22 protein-coding genes and 1 tRNA gene are annotated in these 23873 nt (G+C 53.7%); 6 read left to right on the forward strand and 17 right to left on the reverse strand.

The genetic code is table 11. From position 1 onward, the window contains the following. Positions 1 to 48 precede the first annotated feature (48 nt). The 3 genes from NR177_RS13820 to rbsK are packed head-to-tail and all read right to left on the reverse strand — an operon-like array spanning position 49 to position 3311. Complete coding sequence (locus NR177_RS13820) at positions 49 to 1062, reverse strand: aldose 1-epimerase family protein (protein WP_256853082.1); 1014 nt, start codon at positions 1060 to 1062, stop codon at positions 49 to 51. Further along, complete coding sequence (fucP, locus tag NR177_RS13825) at positions 1059 to 2384, reverse strand: L-fucose:H+ symporter permease (RefSeq protein WP_256853083.1); 1326 nt, start codon at positions 2382 to 2384, stop codon at positions 1059 to 1061. Before fucP ends, NR177_RS13820 begins: the two co-directional genes overlap by 4 nt. A 9-nt stretch (positions 2385 to 2393) precedes the next feature. Next, on the reverse strand, positions 2394 to 3311 hold the full coding sequence (rbsK, locus tag NR177_RS13830) for a ribokinase (protein ID WP_256853084.1): 918 nt from the start codon (positions 3309 to 3311) through the stop codon (positions 2394 to 2396). Between the two features lie 385 nt (positions 3312 to 3696). Here rbsK and deoR point away from each other — a divergent pair, with 385 nt between their 5' ends. Then, positions 3697 to 4461, forward strand: coding sequence for a DNA-binding transcriptional repressor DeoR (deoR, locus tag NR177_RS13835; protein WP_063878323.1), 765 nt, complete (start codon positions 3697 to 3699; stop codon positions 4459 to 4461). A gap of 265 nt (positions 4462 to 4726) precedes the next feature. After that, positions 4727 to 6394, forward strand: coding sequence for an energy-dependent translational throttle protein EttA (gene ettA / locus NR177_RS13840; RefSeq protein WP_063878322.1), 1668 nt, complete (start codon positions 4727 to 4729; stop codon positions 6392 to 6394). Between the two features lie 36 nt (positions 6395 to 6430). Here the strand turns inward: ettA and NR177_RS13845 are convergent, their stop codons facing one another. Continuing rightward, complete coding sequence (locus NR177_RS13845) at positions 6431 to 7327, reverse strand: LysR family transcriptional regulator (protein ID WP_063878321.1); 897 nt, start codon at positions 7325 to 7327, stop codon at positions 6431 to 6433. Between the two features lie 95 nt (positions 7328 to 7422). Here NR177_RS13845 and NR177_RS13850 point away from each other — a divergent pair, with 95 nt between their 5' ends. Then, positions 7423 to 8424 (forward strand): zinc-binding alcohol dehydrogenase family protein, encoded by a 1002-nt coding sequence (locus NR177_RS13850; protein WP_256853085.1) that lies wholly within the window; start codon positions 7423 to 7425, stop codon positions 8422 to 8424. A 47-nt stretch (positions 8425 to 8471) separates the two neighbouring features. On the opposite strand, the gene NR177_RS13855 is transcribed toward NR177_RS13850, so the two are convergent. From NR177_RS13855 to serB, 10 genes are all read right to left on the reverse strand, one after another. Continuing rightward, the gene (locus tag NR177_RS13855) at positions 8472 to 9227 is read right to left on the reverse strand and encodes a molecular chaperone (RefSeq protein ID WP_254354065.1); all 756 of its coding nucleotides are present in this window, start codon (positions 9225 to 9227) and stop codon (positions 8472 to 8474) included. Between the two features lies 1 nt (position 9228). After that, positions 9229 to 10509, reverse strand: a complete 1281-nt coding sequence (locus NR177_RS13860) for a fimbrial protein (RefSeq protein ID WP_256853086.1) — start codon at positions 10507 to 10509, stop codon at positions 9229 to 9231. Positions 10510 to 10526: 17 nt separating this feature from the next. Continuing rightward, positions 10527 to 13049, reverse strand: coding sequence for a fimbria/pilus outer membrane usher protein (locus NR177_RS13865; RefSeq protein ID WP_256853087.1), 2523 nt, complete (start codon positions 13047 to 13049; stop codon positions 10527 to 10529). Positions 13050 to 13054: 5 nt separating this feature from the next. Continuing rightward, positions 13055 to 13744 (reverse strand): molecular chaperone, encoded by a 690-nt coding sequence (locus NR177_RS13870; protein WP_256853088.1) that lies wholly within the window; start codon positions 13742 to 13744, stop codon positions 13055 to 13057. Positions 13745 to 13783: 39 nt separating this feature from the next. Further along, the gene (locus NR177_RS13875; protein WP_218994908.1) at positions 13784 to 14338 is read right to left on the reverse strand and encodes a fimbrial protein; all 555 of its coding nucleotides are present in this window, start codon (positions 14336 to 14338) and stop codon (positions 13784 to 13786) included. Positions 14339 to 14581: 243 nt separating this feature from the next. Next, entirely contained in the window at positions 14582 to 15031 is a 450-nt protein-coding gene (locus NR177_RS13880) for a hypothetical protein (RefSeq protein WP_109716592.1), read from the reverse strand. Further along, positions 15028 to 15969 carry a winged helix-turn-helix domain-containing protein gene (locus NR177_RS13885; RefSeq protein ID WP_256853089.1) on the reverse strand — a complete coding sequence of 314 codons (942 nt, stop codon included), beginning with the start codon at positions 15967 to 15969 and terminating at the stop codon, positions 15028 to 15030. Before NR177_RS13885 ends, NR177_RS13880 begins: the two co-directional genes overlap by 4 nt. 332 nt (positions 15970 to 16301) lie before the next feature. After that, positions 16302 to 17540 carry a multifunctional transcriptional regulator/nicotinamide-nucleotide adenylyltransferase/ribosylnicotinamide kinase NadR gene (gene nadR, locus NR177_RS13890; protein ID WP_063878313.1) on the reverse strand — a complete coding sequence of 413 codons (1239 nt, stop codon included), beginning with the start codon at positions 17538 to 17540 and terminating at the stop codon, positions 16302 to 16304. A 92-nt stretch (positions 17541 to 17632) separates the two neighbouring features. Then, positions 17633 to 19015 (reverse strand): DNA repair protein RadA, encoded by a 1383-nt coding sequence (radA, locus tag NR177_RS13895; protein WP_063878312.1) that lies wholly within the window; start codon positions 19013 to 19015, stop codon positions 17633 to 17635. A 13-nt stretch (positions 19016 to 19028) separates the two neighbouring features. After that, complete coding sequence (serB, locus tag NR177_RS13900; protein WP_063878311.1) at positions 19029 to 20006, reverse strand: phosphoserine phosphatase; 978 nt, start codon at positions 20004 to 20006, stop codon at positions 19029 to 19031. A gap of 107 nt (positions 20007 to 20113) precedes the next feature. Between serB and NR177_RS13905 the strand changes: the two genes are divergently transcribed. Continuing rightward, positions 20114 to 20782: a YtjB family periplasmic protein gene (locus NR177_RS13905; protein WP_145393569.1), complete on the forward strand. Its 669-nt coding sequence runs from the start codon at positions 20114 to 20116 to the stop codon at positions 20780 to 20782. Between the two features lie 77 nt (positions 20783 to 20859). Here the strand turns inward: NR177_RS13905 and yjjG are convergent, their stop codons facing one another. Genes yjjG through NR177_RS13920 form a run of 3 tightly spaced genes read right to left on the reverse strand, consistent with a single transcriptional unit; the run spans position 20860 to position 22382 of the window. Then, positions 20860 to 21540: a pyrimidine 5'-nucleotidase gene (yjjG, locus tag NR177_RS13910; protein ID WP_256853090.1), complete on the reverse strand. Its 681-nt coding sequence runs from the start codon at positions 21538 to 21540 to the stop codon at positions 20860 to 20862. Positions 21541 to 21559: 19 nt separating this feature from the next. Beyond that, positions 21560 to 22000, reverse strand: coding sequence for a ribosomal protein S18-alanine N-acetyltransferase (rimI, locus tag NR177_RS13915; protein WP_063878308.1), 441 nt, complete (start codon positions 21998 to 22000; stop codon positions 21560 to 21562). Next, positions 21972 to 22382 carry a DNA polymerase III subunit psi gene (locus NR177_RS13920; protein WP_256853091.1) on the reverse strand — a complete coding sequence of 137 codons (411 nt, stop codon included), beginning with the start codon at positions 22380 to 22382 and terminating at the stop codon, positions 21972 to 21974. Before NR177_RS13920 ends, rimI begins: the two co-directional genes overlap by 29 nt. Before the next feature lie 105 nt (positions 22383 to 22487). Here NR177_RS13920 and rsmC point away from each other — a divergent pair, with 105 nt between their 5' ends. Both rsmC and NR177_RS13930 read left to right on the forward strand, forming a co-directional pair. After that, a complete protein-coding gene (gene rsmC / locus NR177_RS13925) occupies positions 22488 to 23519 on the forward strand; it encodes a 16S rRNA (guanine(1207)-N(2))-methyltransferase RsmC (protein ID WP_063878306.1) in 1032 nt (343 codons plus the stop codon). Between the two features lie 161 nt (positions 23520 to 23680). Further along, positions 23681 to 23767 (forward strand) — tRNA-Leu (locus tag NR177_RS13930). Positions 23768 to 23873: the final 106 nt, after the last annotated feature.

The raw sequence follows: 23873 nt of genomic DNA on the forward strand, positions 1-23873 counted from the left end.
ATCAAAAACACCTGACGTTTCGTAACACAACGCGTCGACCTGGGCGCTTTACAGCACGCCGGTTTCAACCTGGAAATGACGGTGCTCACCGGGCATCAACGCCATCAACGTACCGGCGCGTTGTGCCGCTGCAAAGCCTTCTGGACGGCAGGTGGCGGGCAGTACGTAGGCAGCAACCTGCTGATCCGCATTATGCAGTATCCAGCGCGTCGCATGCGGAAACTGCGCGGTGGAAAAGCGGGTCATCAGGGCATAACCGGCCGGGGAATGGAGTTCAAACTGAACGTTCTCACCGTATTGCGCCAGATGATCGGCGAAGAAGACAATCTCCGGATCGTACATTGCAGGTTGATCCAACTGCCGGAACGCGGTGGGATCGCGGGCCAGGGAGTCGGTAAAGGCGGTCCACTGAGGAGTGGGCCGCACATGTGCCGGAACAGAACGGCGCAGCTGAAAGGCCTGGTCAGGAATGGTCTGCTTAAACTGCCCTTGCGCCACCCATGCGCTGTTGATGTGACACATGTATTGCAACGGCATCGGTGCGCCAGCCAGATTTGTCACGGTCATCTCCAGCATCAGCCGCGCCTGATCGGCCCTTAGCCGTACCGCCGGTGCTGCCAGATAATGGTGACCAAACCCCTTGATGTATTCGGTTTCGCCTTCGACAGAAAGACGCTCATCCTCCAGCACTATCCATGCGGAATCCATGCGGGCGCAGGCCATTTCGCCGTGAAGCGGATGCGAGTCTTCCGCGCCAGGGCAGCCATTCGCCAGCAGACCAGAATGAAAGGCAAAACAGCCGTACGTGTCGATGATAGTGTCACCCGGCAGCGGCTGTTTAAACCGGTGCCCCATGGTCAGGGCACGGCCATCAAAATTCACATCCCATACCATCTGGCCCAGAAAGGGCAACACAATCACCGTGCCACGCCGGTTGTGAATGCGAATGGCCTCAATGCCCGCAGGATAGCGAAACAGCTCGACCCTGAAATCCTCGCTCTCCAGCAGCAACGTGGGCGTGGCGGAAAACTGTTCACGGTGCAGCGGTAAACGGGTTTTCATAGTCCCTCCTCCGCCAGGTTTGCCCGATGACGCGGCTGCTTTTTGTGGCGCAGTTCGCCCCAAAAATAGAAGCCAACCCAGGCAAAACACAGCAGCGACACGCCAAATGCCAGCTGCATCGATCCCAGATGGTCGGAAACAAAGCCCTGCAAGGCGGGCACAAATGCCGCCCCGACTATCGACATCACAATAAACGCGCCGGCGACTTCAGTGTATTTACTGTCTACCGTTGCGAGCGTACCGGCATAGATCGTGGCCCAGCAGGGACCAAACAGCACGCTAACAAACACGGCGGCATAAACAGCGGTGAAATTGGGCATCAGCATGACGTAGGCCAGCGTTATCATGCCTAAAACAGAAAAGACGATAAGGACTTTCTCTGGACGGAAACGTGTCATCAAAATGTTGGCGACAAACTTGCCAATAAAGAAACAGATAAAGCTGTAAATCATAAAGCTGGACGCTTCACGCTCATTGGTCGCCCCCAGCGTCAGGGCCAGACGAATGGTAAAGGACCACACTGCAACCTGCATGCCGACGTACAGAAACTGCGCCAGAATACCGCGTTTAAAATGGCGATTTTTTGCCAGATAGCGGAAGGTTTCGCCCAGCGTAGGCAACGTTTTTTCATTGCTTTGCGGCTTGCAGCGCGGATAACGGGTGAACATAAACAGCAGCATGACGACCACCAGCACCATCACCAGATATTTATACGGCTCCAGAGTGTGTTCCAGCATCGATAAGCGGAACGCGTGGGCCTGCTCCGCCGTCATGTTTGCCATCTGTGTTTGCAGGCTTTCCCCATCCTGAAATACCAGATATTTTCCCAACACAATGCCCATCAGAGCACCTAGCGGATAGAAGGTCTGGCTGATATTAAGACGCAGCGTGGCATGTTGGCGATGACCAATCATTGAGCTGTAGGTATTCGCCGCCGTTTCCAGGAAGCTTAACCCAATGGCAATAGCAAAAATCGCTGCCAGAAACATGGTATAGGTTGCCATGTGCGAGGCGGGGTAAAACAGCATACAGCCGACGATATACAGCGCCAGCCCGGTTAAGATCGCCAGCTTGTAACTGGTTTTGCGGATCACCAGCGAGGCCGGAATCGCAATCAAAAAATAGCCGCCGTAAAAGGCGCTCTGCACCAGGGCACTGGCAAAATCGCTCAGGGCGAACACACTTTTAAATTGCGTAATCAGAATGTCATTCAGGCTTGCCGCACAGCCCCACAACGGGAACAGACAGGAAAGCAGAATAAACTGGAACAGCGGGGTCTTATTTAGATAACCGTCATCTTGCTGAACAATGTTCTGGTGCATGGCCGTACCTCATTGAAGGTCGAGAAAGCGCTGAAAAGCGGTTGAGTCAGGATAAGAACGCTGCGTACCGCGTGCCGTGACGCTACAGGCCGCGTAGGCAGAGGCTTTCGCCATGGCGGCAGGGATATCACCGGTTTTCACCAGTTCGTAGGCAAAACAGCCAATAAACGCATCACCGGCACCGCTGGTATCCAGTGCTTTAACCGGCACAGGGTCAACCTGATGACAGTCATCGCCGGTCATCCACAGCGATCCGCGGCTGCCCAGAGTCACGATCAGATTCTTTAGGCCACGTTTTAGTAAGGACGCGCCTGCCCGCCTCACTTCATCCTCCGTCCCCACCGGCATTCCAGTCAGGATTTCCAGCTCCGTTTCATTGGGCATAAAAAAGTCACACTGGCAGGCATACGCGATATCCAGCTCAGCCAGGGCGGGGGCAGGATTGAGGATGACGCGGATAGCATTTTGGCGGGCAAAATCGATCGCGTAGTAAACGGTTTCCAGCGGAATTTCCAGCTGCAGAATGATTAACCGGCAGCCCTTCAGCGCCTCAGCCGCAGCATCGATGTCCGCGGGCTTGAGATGTTGATTCGCGCCTTTAATAATCAAGATGCGGTTTTGCGATTGGTCATCAACAAAGATGGGGGCCACACCGCTGGAGACACCGGCCTCGGTGGTGACGAAACGCGTATCCACGCCCTGCTGTTGCAGATTGGCTAACGTGGTGGGCGCAAACAGGTCGTCGCCCACTTTGCTGACCATCATTACCTTGCCACCCAGCTTTGCTGCCGCCACGGCCTGATTGGCCCCTTTACCGCCACAACCCATTGCAAAATCAGGCGCTTCCAGCGTTTCCCCTGGCTTGGGAAAACTGTTGGTATAGGTGATTAAATCCACCATGTTTGAACCGATAACCGCAATGTCCATTCTTCCCCCGGTAAAAGACTGCTAAAATGTTATAAAAATAACACTAACAATTCACAGAGGTTAATTATGTGATAAATTTCACATATATTGTGACATTACTGATCGATAAAGCCGGAATGAGCCTGGGTTTAATGTTAATATTATAACAAACACCCGTGACGCGAAGGCGGGCATTCAGTGGTCACAGCCCGGGTTTGCGGGGTGAAGGCATTGCGGGTAAGATAAAAATCTTGCCTGAAAAACCTGCAACGCCTTAAATTTTTTGAAATTTGTTATGGGCTGAGTAAAAACGCGGCGGTTTCAGGTAAGGTTAACGGCGCGCCAGCGATGTGACAGGCCAGGACGTATGACGTCTTCTTCAAGGAATACAGGTTTAGAGATGACAATGGAAACCCGCCGCGACGAACGCATTCGTAAACTGGCTCTGGCACTTAAGCGCACCGATAAATTACATCTGAAAGATGCGGCACAGCTGCTGGACGTATCGGAAATGACCGTACGTCGGGACTTAAGTGAACCGACCTCAAGCGTGGTATTGCTGGGCGGTTATATCGTCAGCGATCCGCGCAGCCATCCCGGGCACTATTTCATCTCCGACCAACACGGACAAAATGCAGCCAGAAAGCAGCGACTCGCTCAGGCTGCTGCCAGCCTGATTAGTGAAAACGACACGGTGTTTTTTGACTGCGGTACCACCCTGCCCTATGTCGTGGATGCGATTCCGGATGCCCTGCCCTTTACCGCCATCTGCTGTGCCATGAATACCTTTCTGGCGCTAAAAGAGAAACCGGCCTGCAATGTGATCCTGAGCGGCGGTGAATTTCATGCCGACAATGCCCTGTTCACGCCCGTGGGCGGGCATTCCATTCTGGATGATCTCTGTCCCACCCTGGCGTTTATCTCTGCGGCGGGCGTGGATAAAGATCAGGGGGCGACCTGCTATAACCTCAACGAACTGCCGATGAAGCACCATGCCATGCTGCGCGCCCGCCAGCGTATTCTGGTCGCCGACAGCAGCAAATATGGCAAAGTCCTGCCCGCGCGCATTGGCGAGCTGTCCCGCTTTGATTTACTGGTCAGCGACAGCGCACCTGAACCGGCGCTGAGTCAGTGGTTAACGCAACAGCATATTCCCGTCCGCCTTCCCTGACGTCGTTTTGTCACGCACTGGCAATGACCTGCTGCTACGCTCAGGTGGATTCATGTCACCTGCGCTATATATGCTCGTCATGATACGCACGTCACCGGAAGCGGCCTTTTGCCGCCCGGTCGGACAGCGGACACAAATCAAACAGTTATGCCAAACTGCGCCCCGGCATGGAATTATCCCGGCGCATCGGCTGTGAATAGGCAGCGAAAAAGGCTAAACTTCGACATCATCCAAACGACAAACAGACCCAGAGGCTCAATACAACGTGGCTCAATTCGTCTATAGCATGCATCGCGTCGGCAAAGTAGTTCCGCCAAAGCGACATATTCTGAAGAACATCTCCCTTAGCTTTTTCCCTGGCGCAAAAATTGGCGTGCTCGGCCTGAACGGTGCGGGTAAATCTACGCTGCTGCGCATCATGGCCGGTATCGATAAAGATATCGAAGGGGAAGCCCGCCCGCAGCCCGGCCTTAAAATCGGCTATCTGCCGCAGGAACCGCAGCTTAACCTTGAGCACACCGTGCGCGAGTCCGTGGAAGAAGCGCTGGCCGAAGTGGTCGGGGCGCTGAAACGTCTCGACGAGGTGTATGCCTTATACGCCGAAGAAGATGCAGATTTCGATAAGCTGGCTGCCGAGCAGGGACGGCTGGAAGAGATCATTCAGGCGCATGACGGCCATAATCTGAACACCCAGTTGGAACGCGCCGCCGACGCCCTGCGACTGCCCGACTGGGACGCAAAAATTGCGAACCTGTCCGGTGGTGAACGCCGCCGTGTCGCCCTGTGCCGCCTGTTGCTGGAAAAACCAGACATGCTGCTGCTGGACGAACCGACGAACCACCTGGATGCAGAATCTGTCGCCTGGCTGGAGCGTTTCCTGCACGACTTCGAAGGCACCGTGGTGGCGATTACCCACGACCGTTACTTCCTTGATAACGTTGCAGGCTGGATTCTGGAGCTGGACCGCGGCGAAGGCATTCCGTGGGAAGGGAACTACTCCTCATGGCTGGAGCAGAAAGATGCCCGTCTGGCGCAGGAAGCCTCTTCCGAAGCCGCACGTCGCAAATCTATCGAGAAAGAGCTGGAGTGGGTGCGCAAAGGGCCAAAAGGCCAGCAGTCTAAAGGTAAAGCCCGTCTGGCTCGCTTTGAAGAACTGAACAACACCGACTACCAGAAACGTAACGAAACCAACGAACTGTTTATTCCGCCGGGTGCCCGTCTGGGTGACAAGGTGCTGGAAGTCAGCAACCTGCGTAAATCTTACGGCGATCGCGTACTGATCGACGGCCTGTCGTTCTCTGTACCGAAAGGGGCCATCGTCGGCATCATCGGCCCGAACGGCGCCGGTAAGTCGACCCTGTTCCGCATGATGTCAGGTCAGGAACAACCGGATTCCGGCGAGATTGTGCTGGGTGAAACCGTGAAGCTGGCCTCTGTCGATCAGTTCCGCGACAGCATGGATAATGCCAAAACCGTATGGGAAGAAGTCTCTGGCGGTCAGGACATTATGCGTATCGGCAACACCGAAATGCCAAGTCGCGCCTATGTAGGACGCTTTAACTTTAAAGGCGTGGATCAGGGCAAACGCGTGGGCGAGTTGTCCGGTGGTGAGCGTGGTCGTCTGCATCTGGCAAAACTGCTGCAGGTGGGCGGCAACATGCTGCTGCTCGATGAGCCAACCAACGACCTGGACATTGAAACCCTGCGCGCGCTGGAAAACGCCCTGCTTGAGTTCCCTGGCTGCGCCATGGTGATCTCGCATGACCGTTGGTTCCTTGACCGTATCGCGACCCACATTCTGGATTATCAGGATGAGGGCAAGATCGAATTCTTTGAAGGTAACTTTACCGAATACGAAGAGTACAAGAAACGCACGCTGGGCGCAGATGCGCTGGAGCCGAAACGTATCAAGTACAAGCGTATTACTAAGTAATTGCGGGGCGGCAGCGATGCCGCCCTTCTCTTTTCTTCAGCGGTAAAATTCGCGGAACACCGGCGACTGCAAAGCAAATTCAATATATTTCATCAGCGCAGGCGAGTTCAGTTTACGACTGGGATACACCAGCCACAGTTCATTCCCCTCCATTTCCCATTCCGGCAGCACCGTTACCAGACGCGCATCGCCCCTGTCGCCGTCCGTTAAAAAGCGGGGCAGCAGCGTAATACCGGCACATCCCAACGCCGACTCGCGGGCATAGAGTAAATTATCGGTAAGGTGCGCAGGCGGAAGCAGCCAACGATGATATTGATCGTCGCGTTTCAGCACCCACTCGTTCCAGGCCCGGTGCGCAATACAGCGATGCGCGGCCAACTGTTGGGGATGGGTAATCGGCGGATGCTGGTCCAGATAAGCTTGCGCGGCCACCAGCGAGCGCTGGCAGTAGCCGACGCGGCGACCAATCAGGGACGACTCCTGCGGCTGACCAGTACGTAAGGCCAGATCAAAGCCGTCCTGCACCAGATCGCGAATATCATCCGAGACAGAGATATCCAGCGTGACGTCAGGATAGTGGCGTAAAAACGCAGCGTTGCAGCGGGCCAGCAAGGTTGCGCCAATGCCCGCCGGGCTGGTGATGCGCAGGCGACCGCTGGGATTTTCCCGTAGACTGGCAATGGCCTGTTCCGCGCGCTCGCTGGCCTGCATCATCTCCTGGCAGTGCAGCAGATAGCGTTCCCCTGCAAAGGTCAGGTTGAGCTGGCGCGTGGTGCGGTTTAACAACCGGATGCCCAGCCGCTGTTCAAGCTGGCTAATCCGCTGGCTGACGCTGGATTTCGGTAAGCCTGCCCGTTCTGCCGCGGCGGTAAAACTGCCGCACTCCGCTACTAACGCAAACAGCGCCATATCCTGCCACTGACGAAACGCCATTGTTCACCTCAGACGAACACTGTAATAACTATTGTCCATCTTATCAGCATCGCCTCGGGGTTCTACACTTCAGAGAACACTACAGGAGAGAAATTATGTCTGTTCGCGCAATTGCTGTTGATCCAGAAAACCCAAAAAACTTCGTTGAAATTTTCCCGGAAACCCTCACGCCAGGCGAGTATGACCTGCGCGTTCAGGTGAAAGCCGCCTCGGTCAATCCGGTCGATACCAAAGTTCACAAAGGGGCGATCAAAAATGGTTTGCAGGTACCACGTATTCTCGGCTGGGATGCCAGCGGCGTCGTGCTGGAAACCGGCAGTAAAGTCAGCGGCTTTAAGCCGGGCGATGAAGTGTACTATGCGGGCGATATTACTCGTCCGGGCAGTAACAGCACGGAGCAGTTGGTCGATTCACGTATCACCGGTCATAAACCGAAAAAACTCGACTGGGCTGCTTCTGCTGCTATCCCGTTGACGGCGCTGACCGCATGGGAAGGCCTGTTTGAACGGCTGGATATGGCTGCGGCGCGTGAGGATCAAACGCTGTTGATCGTGGGCGGTGCAGGCGGCGTGGGTTCACTGGCGATTCCTCTGGCGAAAATGCGCAGTAAAGCCAAAGTGATCGCCACCGCGTCACGGGAGGATTCCGCCCAGTGGTGCCGCGATCGCGGAGCCGATCTGGTGATCAACTACAAAGACATGGCTGCTGAGCTGGAAAAGCACGGCATTAAGCAGGTTGATTATATTTTTTGTCTCAACGACACCGATGGCCACTGGGACACCATGAGCCAGCTTATTGCACCTCAGGGCCACATCTGCACCATTGTTGAGAACGAACATCCACTGTCGATGGATCAACTGAAGCTAAAAAGCGCCGCGCTGCACTTTGAGTTTATGTACACACGCAGCATGTACAACACGCCGGACATGGCGCAGCAGGGGGAAATCCTGAATGCCGTCGCCGACCTGCTGGACGACGGCAAGCTGCAAAGCACGCTGAACGAAACGCTTCACGGCCTGAGTGTGGAAACGCTTGGGGCTGCCCACCAGCGCGTGCTGGAAGGCCATATGCGCGGCAAGGTCGTCATGGTTTACTGATGACGCAGGCGGGTGGCAACCAATGCGGCCACCCGCGCGCGGCGGGTTCACGGTGAGCCAGAAGCCAGGTTCAGGTTGGCCGTGAACGCCTGGGGATTCCCTTGGTCGTCCAGCGCGGTGAAGTTAAGCACAGCGTTGCCTGTCGCTAAAAGCGGCGAGTCACCAAGGAGGGGATAACGTTTACTGGCGAAAGGTGCCAGCGTTTTATCCCCGTCCAGGTAAACAGGATAATGTTTTCCGCCCGCCGTCGCCGTCATCTTCCCTGGAGTAAAAAAGTAACGGCTCTGATTGCTGGCCTGAATAAAAAACTGCCCTTGTGTTTTCCTGATCTGAAACGTAACCGCCTTAACGCGTGCCGCAAAAGGCACCGAATCCGTAAACGGGCGATTAATCACTTTAAGCTGGGTGTTCAGCGCCACACTGATCTTATCGTTGCCCGCCCGCAGACTGCTTTTTTTCACTGAACTGATTTCGTAAAGATTGAGCCAGTAAAGGGATTCCCGATCGGTGGGAAGCTGTGCGGCCAGCTCGGTGCGCAAAACCGCGATCTGTTTTTTTTCATCCTTGTTCAGCGTAAAAACCCCGGGGAGCGCGACAAAAGGAAAGGCTTTACTGCCGGGCGATGTTTCCGGTGAGCCGCCGTCGACCCAGGTCTGGATCAGGACAGGAGATTCACCGCTGTTGACCAACAACAGCGGGACTTGCACCTCGCCGGGATGAAAGATGATTCGGCTTTGCTGCGGAATAACCGCGGCCTGGGAGTGAGTAATGATGCACATGACGAGCAGCAGGATCTTTTTCATATTATTGCAGCCGAATGAGGATCGAGGCCGTCGCATCAACATTGCCCGCCGTGACCGTTTGTCCAGGAAGCTTTGCAAGACTGGCAGTGAAATTACGCTGATACAGCGTTTCGTCACTCGGCTGACCGCTGCTAATAACCTGCGCGTCCTCCAGCACCGGCCGCCATCCTGCATTGCTGCTAAAACTGCTCCAGCTCAGAAACGATACCGCACTTCCCCCGGAGGTTTTCAGCTGAATCCCCACGCCTTTCGCCAGTGAAGGCAAACTGTCATAGTGATCGGACACCAGGTAGCTGGAAATCCCACTTCCAGACGTCAGACCTAACTGCTGTGCCTGCAACCACGCGGCGTAGCTGGGTTGAAATCCCAGTGACAGTTGGCCTGAGTTTATCCCGGAAATCTTATCTGTCGCCGCCGCGCAGGCCAGCGTAATGCTGAGCGGAGCCGTCGCGGTTTGCCCTTCATTGAGTGCATTAATACTGATACTGGGGAAAATCACGTTCGCGGTGTAATTTTCAACCCAGCAGCCCTGGGTGAGGTTTTGCGTCAGGGTGGCCACCGGCGCGGTATTCATACCGAAAGCCATATAGCGTCCGGACCCCCAGGTTTCAAAATGATTCCAGCTGTCCTGGCCCGCTTCGGGCACATCCATCCCCGGCCCCATAAACACCACATAGCCGTTCGGCTGATTGCAGTTGTACGAGCCGGTATAATTGTCCGCCGCCGCCGCCGGGCATCCCCACGACGAATAACCCGGCGTGCGATTGTTTTCAGAGGTACGGATCAATTCGGCGCTGATGGGGCTGAAATCCCGCCCGCGGATCAGGATTTTATTCCCCTGAATGTCATACTGCGTCAGCGGCACTTTTTGCCAGATACGGGTAAAAGGCTTACCGCTTCGCACATGAATCAGCTTTAACGCGGTGAAGGGAAAATAAGTCTGAAAATAACCGCCGCCCATGTCCCAGGCTCCGCCAACGTTACTGTCGCCATTGGTGGCGAAGACTTCAAACAGCTGGTCTTTATCTGCCAGATCGCATTGATATAACACGCGATCCGGATTGGCATTGTTGATGGCCGGTACCACACGAAATACCGAGCGGGCCAGCACGGTGCCTGCGGGCTGATAACGTAGATTCATCAAGCCGATATTGCCGAAATTCAGGGACGCTCCGCAGGCATCACATCCCTGATCGACCGGATTCACCCGCGTGCAGGTGGCATGAGCGGGTAGCCATGCCGCCAAAAGAAAGCATGCCATCACAGCTAAAACGTACTTCATCGTTAACACCTTACATTTTAAAAATGACATACAGCATCCGCGTAGGTAATCACCGCATCGGGTTTAGGTTTTGGGATGTGGTAGTCAATCAAACAGGATGCTTTCGCGTCCTCTCCCCATACGGCTTTCAACTGTCCCTGGGTTTTCGCGACGCGTAACCAGGCATTGCCGCCCTGACCAAACGTCCCCACCCGGTTGCCTGCATCGTCGAGCAGATCCGCCCCCACCGGCACCGTCGTCTCGCGATTGGTGCGGGTCTTTAACATGACCGGATAACCGCGTAAGGTCCTGAACGTCACCTTCACCATCGCACCGGCATAAGGCGCGACGATTTTTTCACTGTCCTGAATCTCGACATGGCTATCGCTGCCGCTGGCCCCCAACGAAATACTGTTGTAGTGATAAGGGTTGAGCGACGGCACCAGGGCATAACCAAAGCGATCGATTTCGGTGCCCTGGCTATTCAAAATGCGAGCATTCCTGGCCCCTTTCGCTTCGACAAGGGCAAAGGTGTCACCCAGATAATTGCCCAGCGTTACACCACCGCTGTGGATCACCGCCGCGCCCATCGCATTGACGGACATCTGCTTAAACCGTGAGGATGTGGATGCCGTACCGGTCAGACTGGCTTCTGAGAGTTTTTTGCCCAGGCTGCCACTTAGCGTTGTGTCGCGCTGTTGCTGATCACGATTGATATTCAGGCTGTAGCTGGTGCCGCTCTCGCCGCTTATTCCGCTGAGTGAGGCGTTATAGTTACTGCCATTTTGGCTTCCACGGGTTCCCCCCAGCGCTAAATAAGGCGACGTGGCTTCTGAGCCTAACGGAACCGAGATGCTGACCTGAAACTGGGTATCTTTATAAAAAGTGTCGTCTGAATGTTGGGACATCACGGCCATACGCGGATCGCTTGAGTAAGCTCTGCGCGAATACTGGCGGGACAGGGAAATATTCAGCGCGATATTTTTTGGCAGCACGGTGCCATAGCCAATCTGAAACTGCGTATTGCGTGAACGGCCGTCGTAGTAATTTTGCTTCGAGCCGGAAATATAGATATTTCCCCACTCACCCAGCGTCTGGTTAACCGTCATCTGCAGGCGATTACGCTGCATATATTCGCTACTGATATTGTTGCGGCCCGGCGTTTCTGCATTATTTAATGCAATAACATCATTGAGATCCCGATAGCCCTGGGTGGAATACTGATAGCCGGCAAACGTCAGCGTGGTCTGGGTAGGCTGGAAGGTACGACTGTAGCTGAGTTCGTAGCGCCATCCCTCGGTCGTCTCGCCGCCGTTCAGGTCGGCTTCAGAGTAGGCGCTGTTGAAGCCAACGGCACCGAAATCGGACGCCCAAACGCCACCGGCCAGCACCGCATGATAGTGCTCACCCAGACGCGCGCCACCGTTAAGGGTAATGGCGTTTGTCAGGCCATGCTTAACGGTTAACTCTGTAAACGTATTGTATTGGCTATAATCCCTGACTTTACCGGCCGCAAAGTTGTAGTCGGTTCGGCCTGGACGCAGCGACTGCGGTAACACCGCATAGGGCACGCTAAACTGATGGAGGCTGCCGTCAGACTCCTGAACCTCAACCTTGAGATCGCCGCCATAGCTGACCGGGCTGAGATCGTTGATGATAAACGGCCCCGGCGGCACGGTGGTTTGGTAGATCCGCTGTTTGCCCTGCCAGACGGTCACGCGTGCGTTGCTGTTTGCTACGCCACGCACGACCGGGGCGTAGCCCCGAACAGAATCGGGCAGCATACGGTCGTCCGAGTCCAGACTCACGCCGTTGAAACTGACGGCATTAAACAAGTCGCCCTGACTAAAAAGCTCCCCCAGCCCGACCTCACTTTGCAACGAAGGCAACGCCCGCTGCACCCAGGCTCTGGCACTTTGCCAGCGATTACCCCATTCATCATGGGTCAGGTTTCCCTGCTGACGAAAACGCCACATTCCCACGTTCATACCACTGTTGATGCCCAGATAGGTGGATTCAAAACGCTGCGCATTTTTGTAATCTGAATAGAACTGGTTAAGGTTGTAATTCACGAATGCCATGGTCGAGCCAGCCGTCAGGTTTTCCGGCGCGATATAGCCCACAGGCCGCTGAACCAGCATCGCCTGGGGGATGGATACGTCGACGCGTAAGCTGGCGGTATTGACGTTAACGGCGGCGCCGGGTAAAAGCGCGTCTGGCCGGACGCAGCCTGTCGCCTTCAGGGCAGACAAATAATGCGCTTTGACACCAAACGCGTGATAAAACGGCGACGGAAGACACACGGAGAGCGGTCCGCCTGCCCGCACGATCTGCAAGGTTGTGGATTGTTGAAACTTACCATTGAGGTAAAGTTCCACATCATAACGACCCGGCTGAAACCAGGCATCCTGCGCATCATCCGGCATCGCAACCTGTCCCGGCATCATTTCGCGCACTAATGAAGGATCAAACGTATAGTCATCCTGCGCATCAGCCGCCTGACTTTCCCTGGCAGGGATCAGACTGAACGCGAACAATAAGAATAAGGAGGCTTTATTCATTTCAGCTATTTTTCGTTCAGGTTTATTTTTTCGTCAGCACCAAAATCGTTGATCAGGAGGGCGGTAAGGGTGTATCCCACCAGGGATGACGAACTGTGCAGCGTGACCTTGCTTTCACTAAACGGCGCGAGCGTTACGGCATCGTCCCAGGCAATCGTCTTATTTCCCTTAATCAGTGAAAACGCGCGGATATTGGCGTAAAAAGGAGAGGCATTTTTGAAGAGAATATCTCGCCCCTGAATACGATAAGAAAGCGCCTGCCTGACGTTATCCACAGAGAAATCGAGTTGCTTTGGACGAACGATGACTTTTACCCTGTTCTTGATAATCAGATAGAGTTTATTTTTATCTTCATCGCCCTTTTTCACAGAGGGGATTTCTGTATAGTCCATGTAGAACAGCGACTCTCTGTCCTGCGGTAAATTATTCTCGGTGACTTTGACTTTCACCGTTTGACCGGCGGCTGGCGCTATGCGAAAAATTTGCGGCAGCGCCACAAAGGGCAGTGTGGACGCCGCGTCAGGATTAATCGCCTGAATTTGAATAAGCGCAGGCTGATCGCCCGCATTGGTAAACTGAATGGTTTTTTCATTTTTCGCACCATCAATAATTATCCGGGTGCCATTCAGCACGACGCTTGCCTGACAAAGGGGAGCGGATAAAGCCAGAAACAGAATAACAAGAGACTTGAACACAGGTTTCTCCTGCCCCCTCGGCTAAAGGGGGCCTGATAGTTATGGATAGCTAACAGAATATTGAACGCTACTCAAAACCGTACCCGCTCCAGCGCTTCCAGAGTCGCTGTAATATTCGACTGAAAAATTTTGTGATGCACTGGTGCTACCACTGGCCAGCGACATGCCGTTTACGGTCGCCGTGCCACCTGACAGATTGATCGTTTTGTCACTACTATCCAGCAAACGCAGTGCGACATTCGTCGCTGTGCCGGTATTTAATAAATCACCCGTGGAGGAAATATTATTTCCCGCCAGATTGATATTAATTGCCTGGGTTGTACCCGCCGCCGGCGCAACACAGCCCGTTAAATTGATCGTAAAGGGTGTTTTACCGGCGGTGGATTTCGCCGCGTTCAACGAGGCTGTCGATACCGTAGGCAGCAGAATAATCGGGCTACCGGTTGCATCGTTTATATTAACGTTACAGGTTTGCGCGTTGACCTCACCCTGAAAGCGAATCGTATTTTGCGATGCGGCAAAGGTGTTATAAGAAAGTAAACTTACACCGCACAAAGCAATATGCATACAGCGTGATAAAGACCTGGCTTTCATTGATTCCCTCTTATTATTTAGGTTGATAACATGCTCATTGGCAGGGGAATCATAAGGGGCGAAATAGCGAGGCTGTATGTGAAGTGTTCTGACCTTATGTGAACAAGACCTTAAGAAGATATAATTTTATTAAAATCAAAAGCATAAAGTTATCCCTGTGTTACAGAAAAGATACATTTCATAAGATAACTACAGGTCCAACGTTTATGCTCTGCACGGCTTATCGGCTATTTTTTGGTCGTTTTATTTTTCACAAATGAAGAGCGGAACAGGACCAGAATAAAATACCCATGTATCGATGCCCGTCCGTTTAATGACGAAAGGGAATGTCGCCCCCACGGTGATAAAAAACGCCGGAAGCCATTTTTCTTGTTGCTCAATACTCATTTGATTATCCGGGGATGGCTCAATCAATGTCGACTGCGCGAGATAAAGATCGCCATCACGATGATAATTAAACCGGATGATTTTACTCAGGCTGATGACTTTTTGATTATCGCCGGTCAATCGTCCCGCTAAGGATAAAACGCCGTGCCCGTTGCGCATATCGTGAGAAACGATCAGTGAAAATCTTTCACCGCTTCTTATGTAATTGATGTTTGCAATGCAATGAATATAATCCTGGCGAAAAAAAAGCATCACAACACCGGCTACGGCCATCGTCAGCACAGCCATCCAAAACGTCAACTTCACCACTTTCTCCTTATATAATAATACGACACACAGTCAGGCGAACCGAATAGTGAAATTGCGTTTTTACATTGCAATACGGAGATTCGTTCACCGTTGGTAAAGGCGGTGATATAAATCTTCCTTCTTTCCGTGCATCCCGAATGAATATCAATAGCGATGCGGGCCACTAAACTGTTATCTGCTTTTTCATTACCGTATATTTCGCATCCATTCATATCAAACCGCTTTACGAAATCCATCTCCTTCCGGTAAAGGGAAAAGGTCACAATGGCCATACCACACATTACAATCGTCATAACCGTCAGCACAACCATAAGCAGGTTGCGTGTGTAGATGGCCTGTTGAGCAGGCAATTCTCCGACGGCTAACGCGGCAGACCCTGGATAGCCGGTATTATAAGCTGCCCCGGATACATTATGCAGCGCATCGGTAACCGGCTTTTCTGACATATTCTCATCGACCTGAACAGCAGGCTCAGGAATATGTTGGGGAACGTCCTGCCCACTGGCCTGGCTTAAATCTGGCGTGCCAGCGTCTTCTGTAGATACGTTTTCCAGTCCCTCTGCTGATAATGGCGTATTATCCGGAATAGCCGCTACAGGCACGCTTGTCGATTCTTCAATCAGAATGGCATTTGACAGCATAAAGCCGCGGCGCGGAATGGTTCTGATCACATCCTGCCGAATACCAGATGCCAGTAGCGCTTTTCTGACCAAAGAAATACTTTGATATAAAGCATTCGCACTGACCTCCATGCCAAATCTACGCCAGGCATACTGGTAAAAGGACTCATGATCGACAATTTCACCCTGACGTGCGATCAGTAATTCAAAACAATAAGAGGCAGAAGAATGCAACTTCAACGTCTGATTATGACTGATTATTTCCCTTTTCCCAGGATAAAATACCGCATCACTACCAATACTGATCTTTTTCATGTCGTTACATCCGGGTATATCATTATTTATATCTTATGAATATTCCCTTAATATAAACCAGTTAAAAATATTGAACTTACATTTAACATAAACACACAGAAGAAATGAAATAACATCAGTATTTAAATACGTAATAATGTTGCCGCAGAATTCAAAAAAAATTTTTTTGTTTGACTTTGTTACGGACGATATTCGGTTGCGCACGACGATGTGAAAGGCCTTATTTCCCAGCAACAGGCCGGAAAAATCGCCATTATTATAAAGATAACACAAGGAGAAAGGGTCAGAGATACGGCTATCCTCCGGCCCTTTATGTCGGTAAACAGATTGTCTCAGAGCGCGCTTTGCTCGCCCAGCATACCTTTCACCAGCTCAATACAACGCAGGAAGCGCGTGTCATAATCTTCTTCCTGCACATGGACGAAGTCGATGTTGTTTTCACGCAGCATGGATATCAACATGGTCTGGAACTCACGGCGATCCACAGAGCTGCCCAGGCTGCGCAAGCCATCGGCCACCCAGGGCACGTTATTCTCCAGCAGAATCACCAGGTCGAAACGGTATTCATCAATCATCGCCTGAACAAACGGATGCTCGCGCCCTTCATACTTTTTACAAAAGGCCTGCGTGGTGACGAAATCGGTATCGATAAACGCCACTTTATTGGCATATTTCACCGCAAAATCAATGTACTGCGCATGACCGAGCGCGATTTTATCGTAGTCAGAATATTGCAGCGCCATCTCATCGCCGCCCAGGTGAGAAAAGACGTAATCCCGCCCATATTCCCATGCGCTGGAGGTGTTGAAGATGTTTGCGAGCTTGTTCACCAGCATGGATTTGCCGCTCGACTCGCCGCCCAGAATGGCCACGGTACGCACAAAAAACGGTTTCACTTCAGTGGGGATGTAATCCCAAAAACGGAAGGGGTCCTGACGAATCTGCGTGCCGCTGATATTCATAAAGGATCGGTTCGGATCGATCAGCACCGTCTGAATGCCCAGATGTTGCTGATACATCTCGGCGTCCGGCGCTTCACTGGTATAGATACAGTCAGCCGCAATCCCCTGCTCATCCAGGAAGGTTTTCACCCCTGCGCTCCACACATCCCAGCCATGCGGATAGGGTTCAATCCCCTCTTCATCGAAAGCATGGATACGAATGTTTTTCTGATATTTGAAGGTTTGCAGTAACCAACGCAGGCGATCGCTGACCGTGGGCTGTTGCGACATGGCGCTGTTTTCAAACAGGTCACGATCGCGCGGTTCGTCATAGCCCATGATGATATGCAGCTCATCCACCTGGCTACAGGCGCGCTGAATCAGATAAATATGGCCAGTGTGCAGCGGATAAAACTTACCAAATATCACGCCGATTTTTTTATCCCGGCGGGGAAATTCCAGGCCGAGAAAGCGGTGCAAGGCTTCCAGCTTTTGGGCGCTGGGGCTTTTAATTTTCGCGTTAAGCAGTTGGCTTAAATACCCTTTGGTCATGCCACTGGCATCGGCCACCTGTTGGAGCGTGTGGCCCTGCTGGCGAATGGCCGTTTTTAAATAATCAAACGCCGACATGTGGTGCCTCCTGCAAGAAATGATCAAAGACGTGAGGACGTTTGTCCCTCACCTGCCCTTTTGTATAACGACAAAAGGGCATACGGAAAAGCTTAGAGATCATCAAGAATAGCCAAGGCATCCGCCAGCTTTTTCGCGCTATAGACGCGCATTCCCTCAATCGGCTTTTTCGGTGCGTTACCCGCAGGGACAATTGCCCGCTTGAAGCCATGTTTGGCCGCTTCTGAAATACGTTCCTGACCGCTGGGCACCGGGCGAATCTCCCCCGCCAGTCCGACTTCGCCAAAGATGACCAAATCCTGGGGCAATGGTCGATCGCGCAGGCTGGAGACCATCGACAGCATCAGCGCCAGGTCGGCACTGGTTTCCGTGACTTTCACGCCGCCGACCACGTTAACGAACACATCCTGATCCGCCATTTGCAATCCGCCATGGCGATGCAATACCGCGAGCAGAATCGCCAGGCGGTTCTGCTCAAGCCCGACGGCAACCCGGCGTGGATTGCCCATCATCGAATGATCCACCAGCGCCTGAATCTCGACCAGCAAAGGACGCGTGCCTTCCCACAACACCATAACCGAACTGCCAGAGGTGACTTCTTCGCCGCGCGACAGGAAAATGGCGGAGGGATTACTCACCTCTCGCATGCCCTGCTCTGTCATGGCAAAAACACCCAGTTCATTCACCGCGCCAAAGCGGTTCTTGTGGCTGCGCAGGGTACGAAAACGGGAATCGGCATCGCCATCCAGCAGTACCGAACAGTCGATACAGTGCTCAAGCACCTTCGGCCCGGCCAGCGAACCATCTTTGGTCACATGGCCCACCATGATAATTGCCACGCCGCGGGTTTTCGCAAAACGCGTCAGATAAGCAGCGGTTTCGCGTACCTGTGCCACACTGCCGGGTGAAGACTGGATATCTGCCATGTGCATCACCTGGATGGAGTCGATGACCATGATTTGCGGCTCTTCCTGCTCAGCGATCAGGCAGATCTGCTCAATGCTGGTTTCCGACAGCATATTCAGATTGTCAGTGGGCAACCCCAGACGATGGGCGCGCATCGCCACCTGCTGTAATGACTCTTCACCGGTGACGTACAGGGTTTTCATACTCTGCGCTAAGCGGCACATGACCTGCAGCAACAGGGTGGATTTACCGGCGCCGGGGTTACCGCCAATCAGAATAGCGCTGCCCGGCACCACGCCGCCGCCCAGTACACGGTCAAATTCTTTGAAGCTGGTTGAGAAACGGGGCAAGGCTTCCAGACTGATTTCCGACAGCTTTTGCACCCGGCTGGTTCCGGCATGGCCCGCATAGCCGCTGAGCCGCTCATTACGCGCAGCCGCTGGCGAGGCGGCAATGCGCACCTCGGTGATGGTGTTCCAGGCGTGACAGGCGCTACATTGCCCCTGCCAACGCGGATAATCTGCGCCGCACTCGTTACAAACAAATGCGCGTTTTGCCGCTTTGGCCAAATCAACTCCTCAGTTAACGCTCTTCGTGAATCAGGCTGCCGGTCAGGATGCAAAACACCCCCATCAAATCGGCATGGCGAATCGTAACAGCCGTTTGCTCATTGACCTTTGGTTTGGCATGGTAAGCAATGCCCAGCGCAGAGGCTTTAATCATCGGCAAATCATTCGCCCCGTCACCCACGGCGACGGTTTGTTCTGGCGCAATGTCGAACCGCTTTGCCAGCTTTTTTAACGTCTCGGCTTTGTACTGCGCGTCCACGATCTGGCCCAGCACTTCACCGGTGAGTTTGCCGTCACGGATTTCCAGTTCGTTAGCCGCAACAGCCGACAGGTGCAGCTTATCGCGCAGGAACTCCGCAAAATAGGTAAACCCGCCGGAGGCAATCGCCACCTGCCAGCCCAGCGCCTGCAATTTTTTAGTCAGCGTGGTTAAGCCTGGCATTAACGGCAGTGCATCGCGCACCTGCTTCAGAATATTGGCATCGGCATCTTTAAGCGCCGCCACGCGCTGACGCAGGCTGGCGGTAAAATCCAGCTCGCCGCGCATCGCCCGTTCGGTGACTTCAGCCACCTGCTCGCCGCAGCCGGCCAGCCTGGCAATCTCATCGATACATTCGATTTGAATCGCGGTGGAATCCATGTCCATGACCAGCAGGCCAGGCGTTTTCAGATGCGGGATTTTCCCCAGCGGGGCGACATCCAGCGTCAGTTCGTGTGCCAGTTTGCTGGCAAACGGCGTCAGGGAACCCGCCAGGCGAATCACCTGGTAGTCGTCCACGTTCCAGGCGCTGACGATAACCATCGCCGCCCCCAGCCGGTGCTGGTAGTCGGTCAGACGCTGTTTATCCAGACCACGGCCATAGAGTAACCAGCCGGTACGACCCGCGCGGTAGTCCAGCGGCATGACTTCGTCACCGCTTAATGAAAGGGGCAACCCCGGCCAGAGAGAGACATCAGCAGGCAGATCGCACCAGGTAAGATGATTTGACATCAGGGCTCCTGTAGGAACAACAAAACCACGCAAGAGGCTACCTTGTCTGCGCTGCTTCTGGCAACATAATATCCAGGCTTTCTGTTGTGACGTGACTCGGATAATTAATGGCTAAAACCGCACTGAAATTTCGCCTACATCGCACGGTGATCGTTTTGATTTCGCTGGCGCTGTTGGTGGTGCTTATGCAAGGCGCATCCTGGTTTAGCCTTGGGCATCAAATGGCCCGTTCTGAACAGGCCGAGGAGCTGGCACAAACGCTTACCCGCCAGGTGGCATTCAGCCTGAAACCCCTCATGGATAACAGCGAAGATAATCGTGGTCAGATTGAGGCCATTCTTAATCAGATGACCGCGAATAGCCGTATTCTTGATGCCTCAGTCTATGCCGGTGACGGCAGCCTGGTGGCGCACAGCGGTGAAAACATCAATGTGCGCGATCGGCTGGCGCTGGATGGCAAACGGGCGGGAAGCTACTTCAATCATCAGATCGTTCAACCCCTGAGCGGCAGCAGCGGCCCGACGGGTTTTCTGCGTATCACCCTGGATACCCACGTGTTGGTCACCGAATCGCGCCAGGTGGATAACACCACCAATATTCTGCGCCTGATGATGCTACTGGCGCTGGCGATTGGCATTATCCTCAGCCGTACCTTGCTGCGCGATCGCCGCACGCGCTGGCAGCAGTCCCCGTTCCTGCTCACGGCCAGTACGCCCGTGAAAGAGGATGATGAAGAGGACGAGAAAAAGGACGACGCGGCGAAGCCATCTGCCTGATAGCGCGCGAATATTAACGAAAGGCCCGTATTACGGGCCTTTCGCAGACGACATTCGCTGGGTGTGACGGGAGACATTCAGGCTTTTAAAAGGGCTTCCAGCTCTGTTAATGAGTTTACCCGCCAGTCAGGTTTAATCGGTTCCGGCAGTGGGCGCGTACCGTGATCGATCCAACAGGTTTTCAGTCCCGCATTCATACCGCCCAGGATATCGGATTCTGGCGTATCGCCGACCATCAACACCCGATTGCGCTGGGGATTTCCCATCTGCGTGAGCGCATAATCAAAGATTCTGGCATCGGGCTTAGGCACGCCCACCTCTTCTGAAACCACCAAAGCGGAAAAGTAGTCGAGAAAACCGGTGCGTTCCAGGCGACGCTGCTGAAGCGCGGTAAAGCCATTGGTGATGATGCCCATGTTGACCCGGCCGTGTAGCAGCTTCATCAGGCTGACTGCGCCTTCCAGCGGCATACAGATTTCAGCCATCGCCGACAGAAAACCGTTATTCAGGATGTCAGGCGCCACGCTGAGCTTTTGTCCCCAGCTCACAAAGCGGCGGGTTTGCAGCTCCTGCGCCGATAACTGACCATTCTGATAATCAACCCATAACGGCTTGTTTACTGCCTGGTAATCGAGGTAATCCTGGTCGGTAAACGGCACATCGTACCCGGCAAACAGCCGTTGTAAGCCAGCATAAGCGTCAAAGTGGAACAGTGTGTCATCCGCATCAAACAGAATGCAATCCCAGTGATCTAACATCAAAACTCCTCAGAAACGACTACAGCGTCAGCGCCATGATCAGTGCATCTTCACGGCCACCGGCGGTGGGATAATAGTTGGGACGGCGGCTGACCTGATTGAAATCCAGCTGTTCGTACAGCGCGATGGCCGGAGCATTGGACGCACGCACCTCCAGCCACAGCGTCATCACATCGCGTGCAATCAGTTGCTCGATTACATGCTCCAGCAGCGCCCGCCCAAAGCCACGCCGTTGATACGCCGGGTCGACAGCGATATTAAACAGCGAGGCTTCGTCCAGCACCACCTGGGTGATGGCGAAGGCGGCCATCTGGTTATCGACATCTAACCGTAGGTTCAGGAAACGTTCGCCCTGGTTACTGGCAAAGGTCTCTTCGCGCCAGGGAAAGGCGTGGCTACGGCATTCGATAGCAAAAGCGTCGGGAATAGCGTCAGGCGTGAGGAAAGAAATGGCTGTCATGATCACACATTTGTTGCCAGAGCGCGCGCCGGGCGGCACCGCTGCTGAGAAGTTCATTAAAAGAAGCGCTGGATAACGCTACGCCATTAAAGGGTTGTTCGCTTTCCACGCCCAGTAACCAGCCCGCACAGCTCAGAGTTTCTGGTAGCATTTGCAGCTGGTCGGGCGTGACGGTCATCACCTGAGTCGGTTTCAGACTGAGCGTGTGCAGGACATCGCGCAGGAAAGGCTCCTGCAAACCTGGTGGATTATCCGCCACGATAATCAGCTGCGTATCGGGTAAAAGCCTTACGGCGATCTCGCCCTGGAGCACGCGCGGGCGGCGCAGTTGATACTGCGTAATCCCCATTTGCTGTAAAAGCCAGTCGCGCCTGGACGTCATGATATACCTGCTCTGCTCGCTGAATGCGACGCTATGCTAGCAAACCCATCGAACATGCGCCAACAAACCACTATAATCTCCGCTCAGATCTTACAGGAGCCCTACATGTCTGCTTTTACCCCGGCCAGCGAAGTCATTCTGCGCCACAGTGATGAATTTACCGCCCGCCACGTTTTATTTGCTGGCGATCTGCAGGATGACCTGCCCGCACAGCTGGAGACCGCCTCTTCACGCGTGCACACTCAGCAATATCATCACTGGCAAAACCTGAGCCGCCGCATGGGGGAACAGGCGCGTTATGGACTGGTCGCTCAGGCAGAAGATGTTCAGGGCTGCGATACGCTGGTGTACTTCTGGACCAAGAATAAACCGGAAGTGCAGTTTCAGTTACAAAACCTGTTGTCGTTGCTGCCGGTTGGCTGCGATATCTTTGTTGTCGGTGAAAACCGCAGCGGCGTACGCAGTGCGGAAGGCATGCTGGAGACGTGGGCTACCCTGGAGAAAATCGACAGCGCACGTCGCTGTGGTCTTTACCATGGCCGCCTGGATAAGCAACCTGCCTTTGATGCCACGGCCTTTGGTAACAGCTATCAGTTGGATGGCCTGACGGTGCATACCTTACCCGGCGTTTTCAGCCGCGATGGCCTGGATGCCGGCAGCGCCTTGCTGCTTTCGACATTCACGCCGCATACCAAAGGCAAAGTGTTGGATATCGGCTGCGGTGCTGGCGTGCTGGCCGCCTCATTACCGGCCCGCTCACCCAAAGTGCGTTTGTGGTTGTGTGATGTTCATGCCGCCGCCATCGAAGCGAGTAAAGCCACGCTGGCTGCCAATGGTCTGGAAGGTGACGTGTTTGCCAGTAACGTTTTTTCCGACGTCACCGGACGTTTTGACATGATTATCTCCAACCCGCCGTTCCATGAAGGCACACAGACCAGCCTGGATGCCGCACAAACCCTGATCCGTGGCGCCGTTAAGCACCTGAACAGCGGAGGTGAATTGCGCATTGTCGCTAACGCCTTCCTGCCTTATCCCCAGGTGCTGGATGAAGCCTTTGGCAATCATGAAGTGCTGGCGCAAACCGGGCGCTTCAAAGTTTATCGTGCGGTTTACGGACGCGGTGCCAAAACCCGTTAATCCCTTTTTTCTGCCTTTTTCGCCCTTTTTGCCTCTCGCCAGGCTGAAAACGTTGCTTTTTGCAGCGATCGTTTCCGTCTGGCGAAATATGTGTTGACGCATTGAGTAAAATCTCTAAAATGCGCCTCCGTGGTTGTAATACGGTAACGTGTTGCGGGTATGCGAAGGTGGCGGAATTGGTAGACGCGCTAGCTTCAGGTGTTAGTGTCCTAACGGACGTGAGGGTTCAAGTCCCTCTCTTCGCACCAAAATCACAAATTTCATATCGCGAGCACTGCGCGAAGGTGGCGGAATTGGTAGACGCGCTAGCTTCAGGTGTTAGTGTCTTAACGGACGTGAGGGTTCAAGTCCCTC

Source organism: Pantoea sp. Fr+CA_20 (assembly GCF_024520835.1).
Classification (GTDB): Bacteria; Pseudomonadota; Gammaproteobacteria; order Enterobacterales; family Enterobacteriaceae; genus Pantoea; species Pantoea allii.

What these genes read in the sequence shown, in the direction of transcription:
- NR177_RS13820 (WP_256853082.1), bottom strand. Translation starts at nt 1,062, where the DNA reads ATGAAAACCCGTTTACCGCTGCACCGTGAACAGTTTTCCGCCACGCCC.
- fucP (WP_256853083.1), bottom strand. Translation starts at nt 2,384, where the DNA reads ATGCACCAGAACATTGTTCAGCAAGATGACGGTTATCTAAATAAGACC.
- rbsK (WP_256853084.1), bottom strand. Translation starts at nt 3,311, where the DNA reads ATGGACATTGCGGTTATCGGTTCAAACATGGTGGATTTAATCACCTAT.
- deoR (WP_063878323.1), top strand. Translation starts at nt 3,697, where the DNA reads ATGGAAACCCGCCGCGACGAACGCATTCGTAAACTGGCTCTGGCACTT.
- NR177_RS13845 (WP_063878321.1), bottom strand. Translation starts at nt 7,327, where the DNA reads ATGGCGTTTCGTCAGTGGCAGGATATGGCGCTGTTTGCGTTAGTAGCG.
- NR177_RS13850 (WP_256853085.1), top strand. Translation starts at nt 7,423, where the DNA reads ATGTCTGTTCGCGCAATTGCTGTTGATCCAGAAAACCCAAAAAACTTC.
- NR177_RS13855 (WP_254354065.1), bottom strand. Translation starts at nt 9,227, where the DNA reads ATGAAAAAGATCCTGCTGCTCGTCATGTGCATCATTACTCACTCCCAG.
- NR177_RS13860 (WP_256853086.1), bottom strand. Translation starts at nt 10,509, where the DNA reads ATGAAGTACGTTTTAGCTGTGATGGCATGCTTTCTTTTGGCGGCATGG.
- NR177_RS13865 (WP_256853087.1), bottom strand. Translation starts at nt 13,049, where the DNA reads ATGAATAAAGCCTCCTTATTCTTATTGTTCGCGTTCAGTCTGATCCCT.
- NR177_RS13875 (WP_218994908.1), bottom strand. Translation starts at nt 14,338, where the DNA reads ATGAAAGCCAGGTCTTTATCACGCTGTATGCATATTGCTTTGTGCGGT.
- NR177_RS13885 (WP_256853089.1), bottom strand. Translation starts at nt 15,969, where the DNA reads ATGAAAAAGATCAGTATTGGTAGTGATGCGGTATTTTATCCTGGGAAA.
- nadR (WP_063878313.1), bottom strand. Translation starts at nt 17,540, where the DNA reads ATGTCGGCGTTTGATTATTTAAAAACGGCCATTCGCCAGCAGGGCCAC.
- serB (WP_063878311.1), bottom strand. Translation starts at nt 20,006, where the DNA reads ATGTCAAATCATCTTACCTGGTGCGATCTGCCTGCTGATGTCTCTCTC.
- NR177_RS13905 (WP_145393569.1), top strand. Translation starts at nt 20,114, where the DNA reads ATGGCTAAAACCGCACTGAAATTTCGCCTACATCGCACGGTGATCGTT.
- yjjG (WP_256853090.1), bottom strand. Translation starts at nt 21,540, where the DNA reads ATGTTAGATCACTGGGATTGCATTCTGTTTGATGCGGATGACACACTG.
- rimI (WP_063878308.1), bottom strand. Translation starts at nt 22,000, where the DNA reads ATGACAGCCATTTCTTTCCTCACGCCTGACGCTATTCCCGACGCTTTT.
- NR177_RS13920 (WP_256853091.1), bottom strand. Translation starts at nt 22,382, where the DNA reads ATGACGTCCAGGCGCGACTGGCTTTTACAGCAAATGGGGATTACGCAG.
- rsmC (WP_063878306.1), top strand. Translation starts at nt 22,488, where the DNA reads ATGTCTGCTTTTACCCCGGCCAGCGAAGTCATTCTGCGCCACAGTGAT.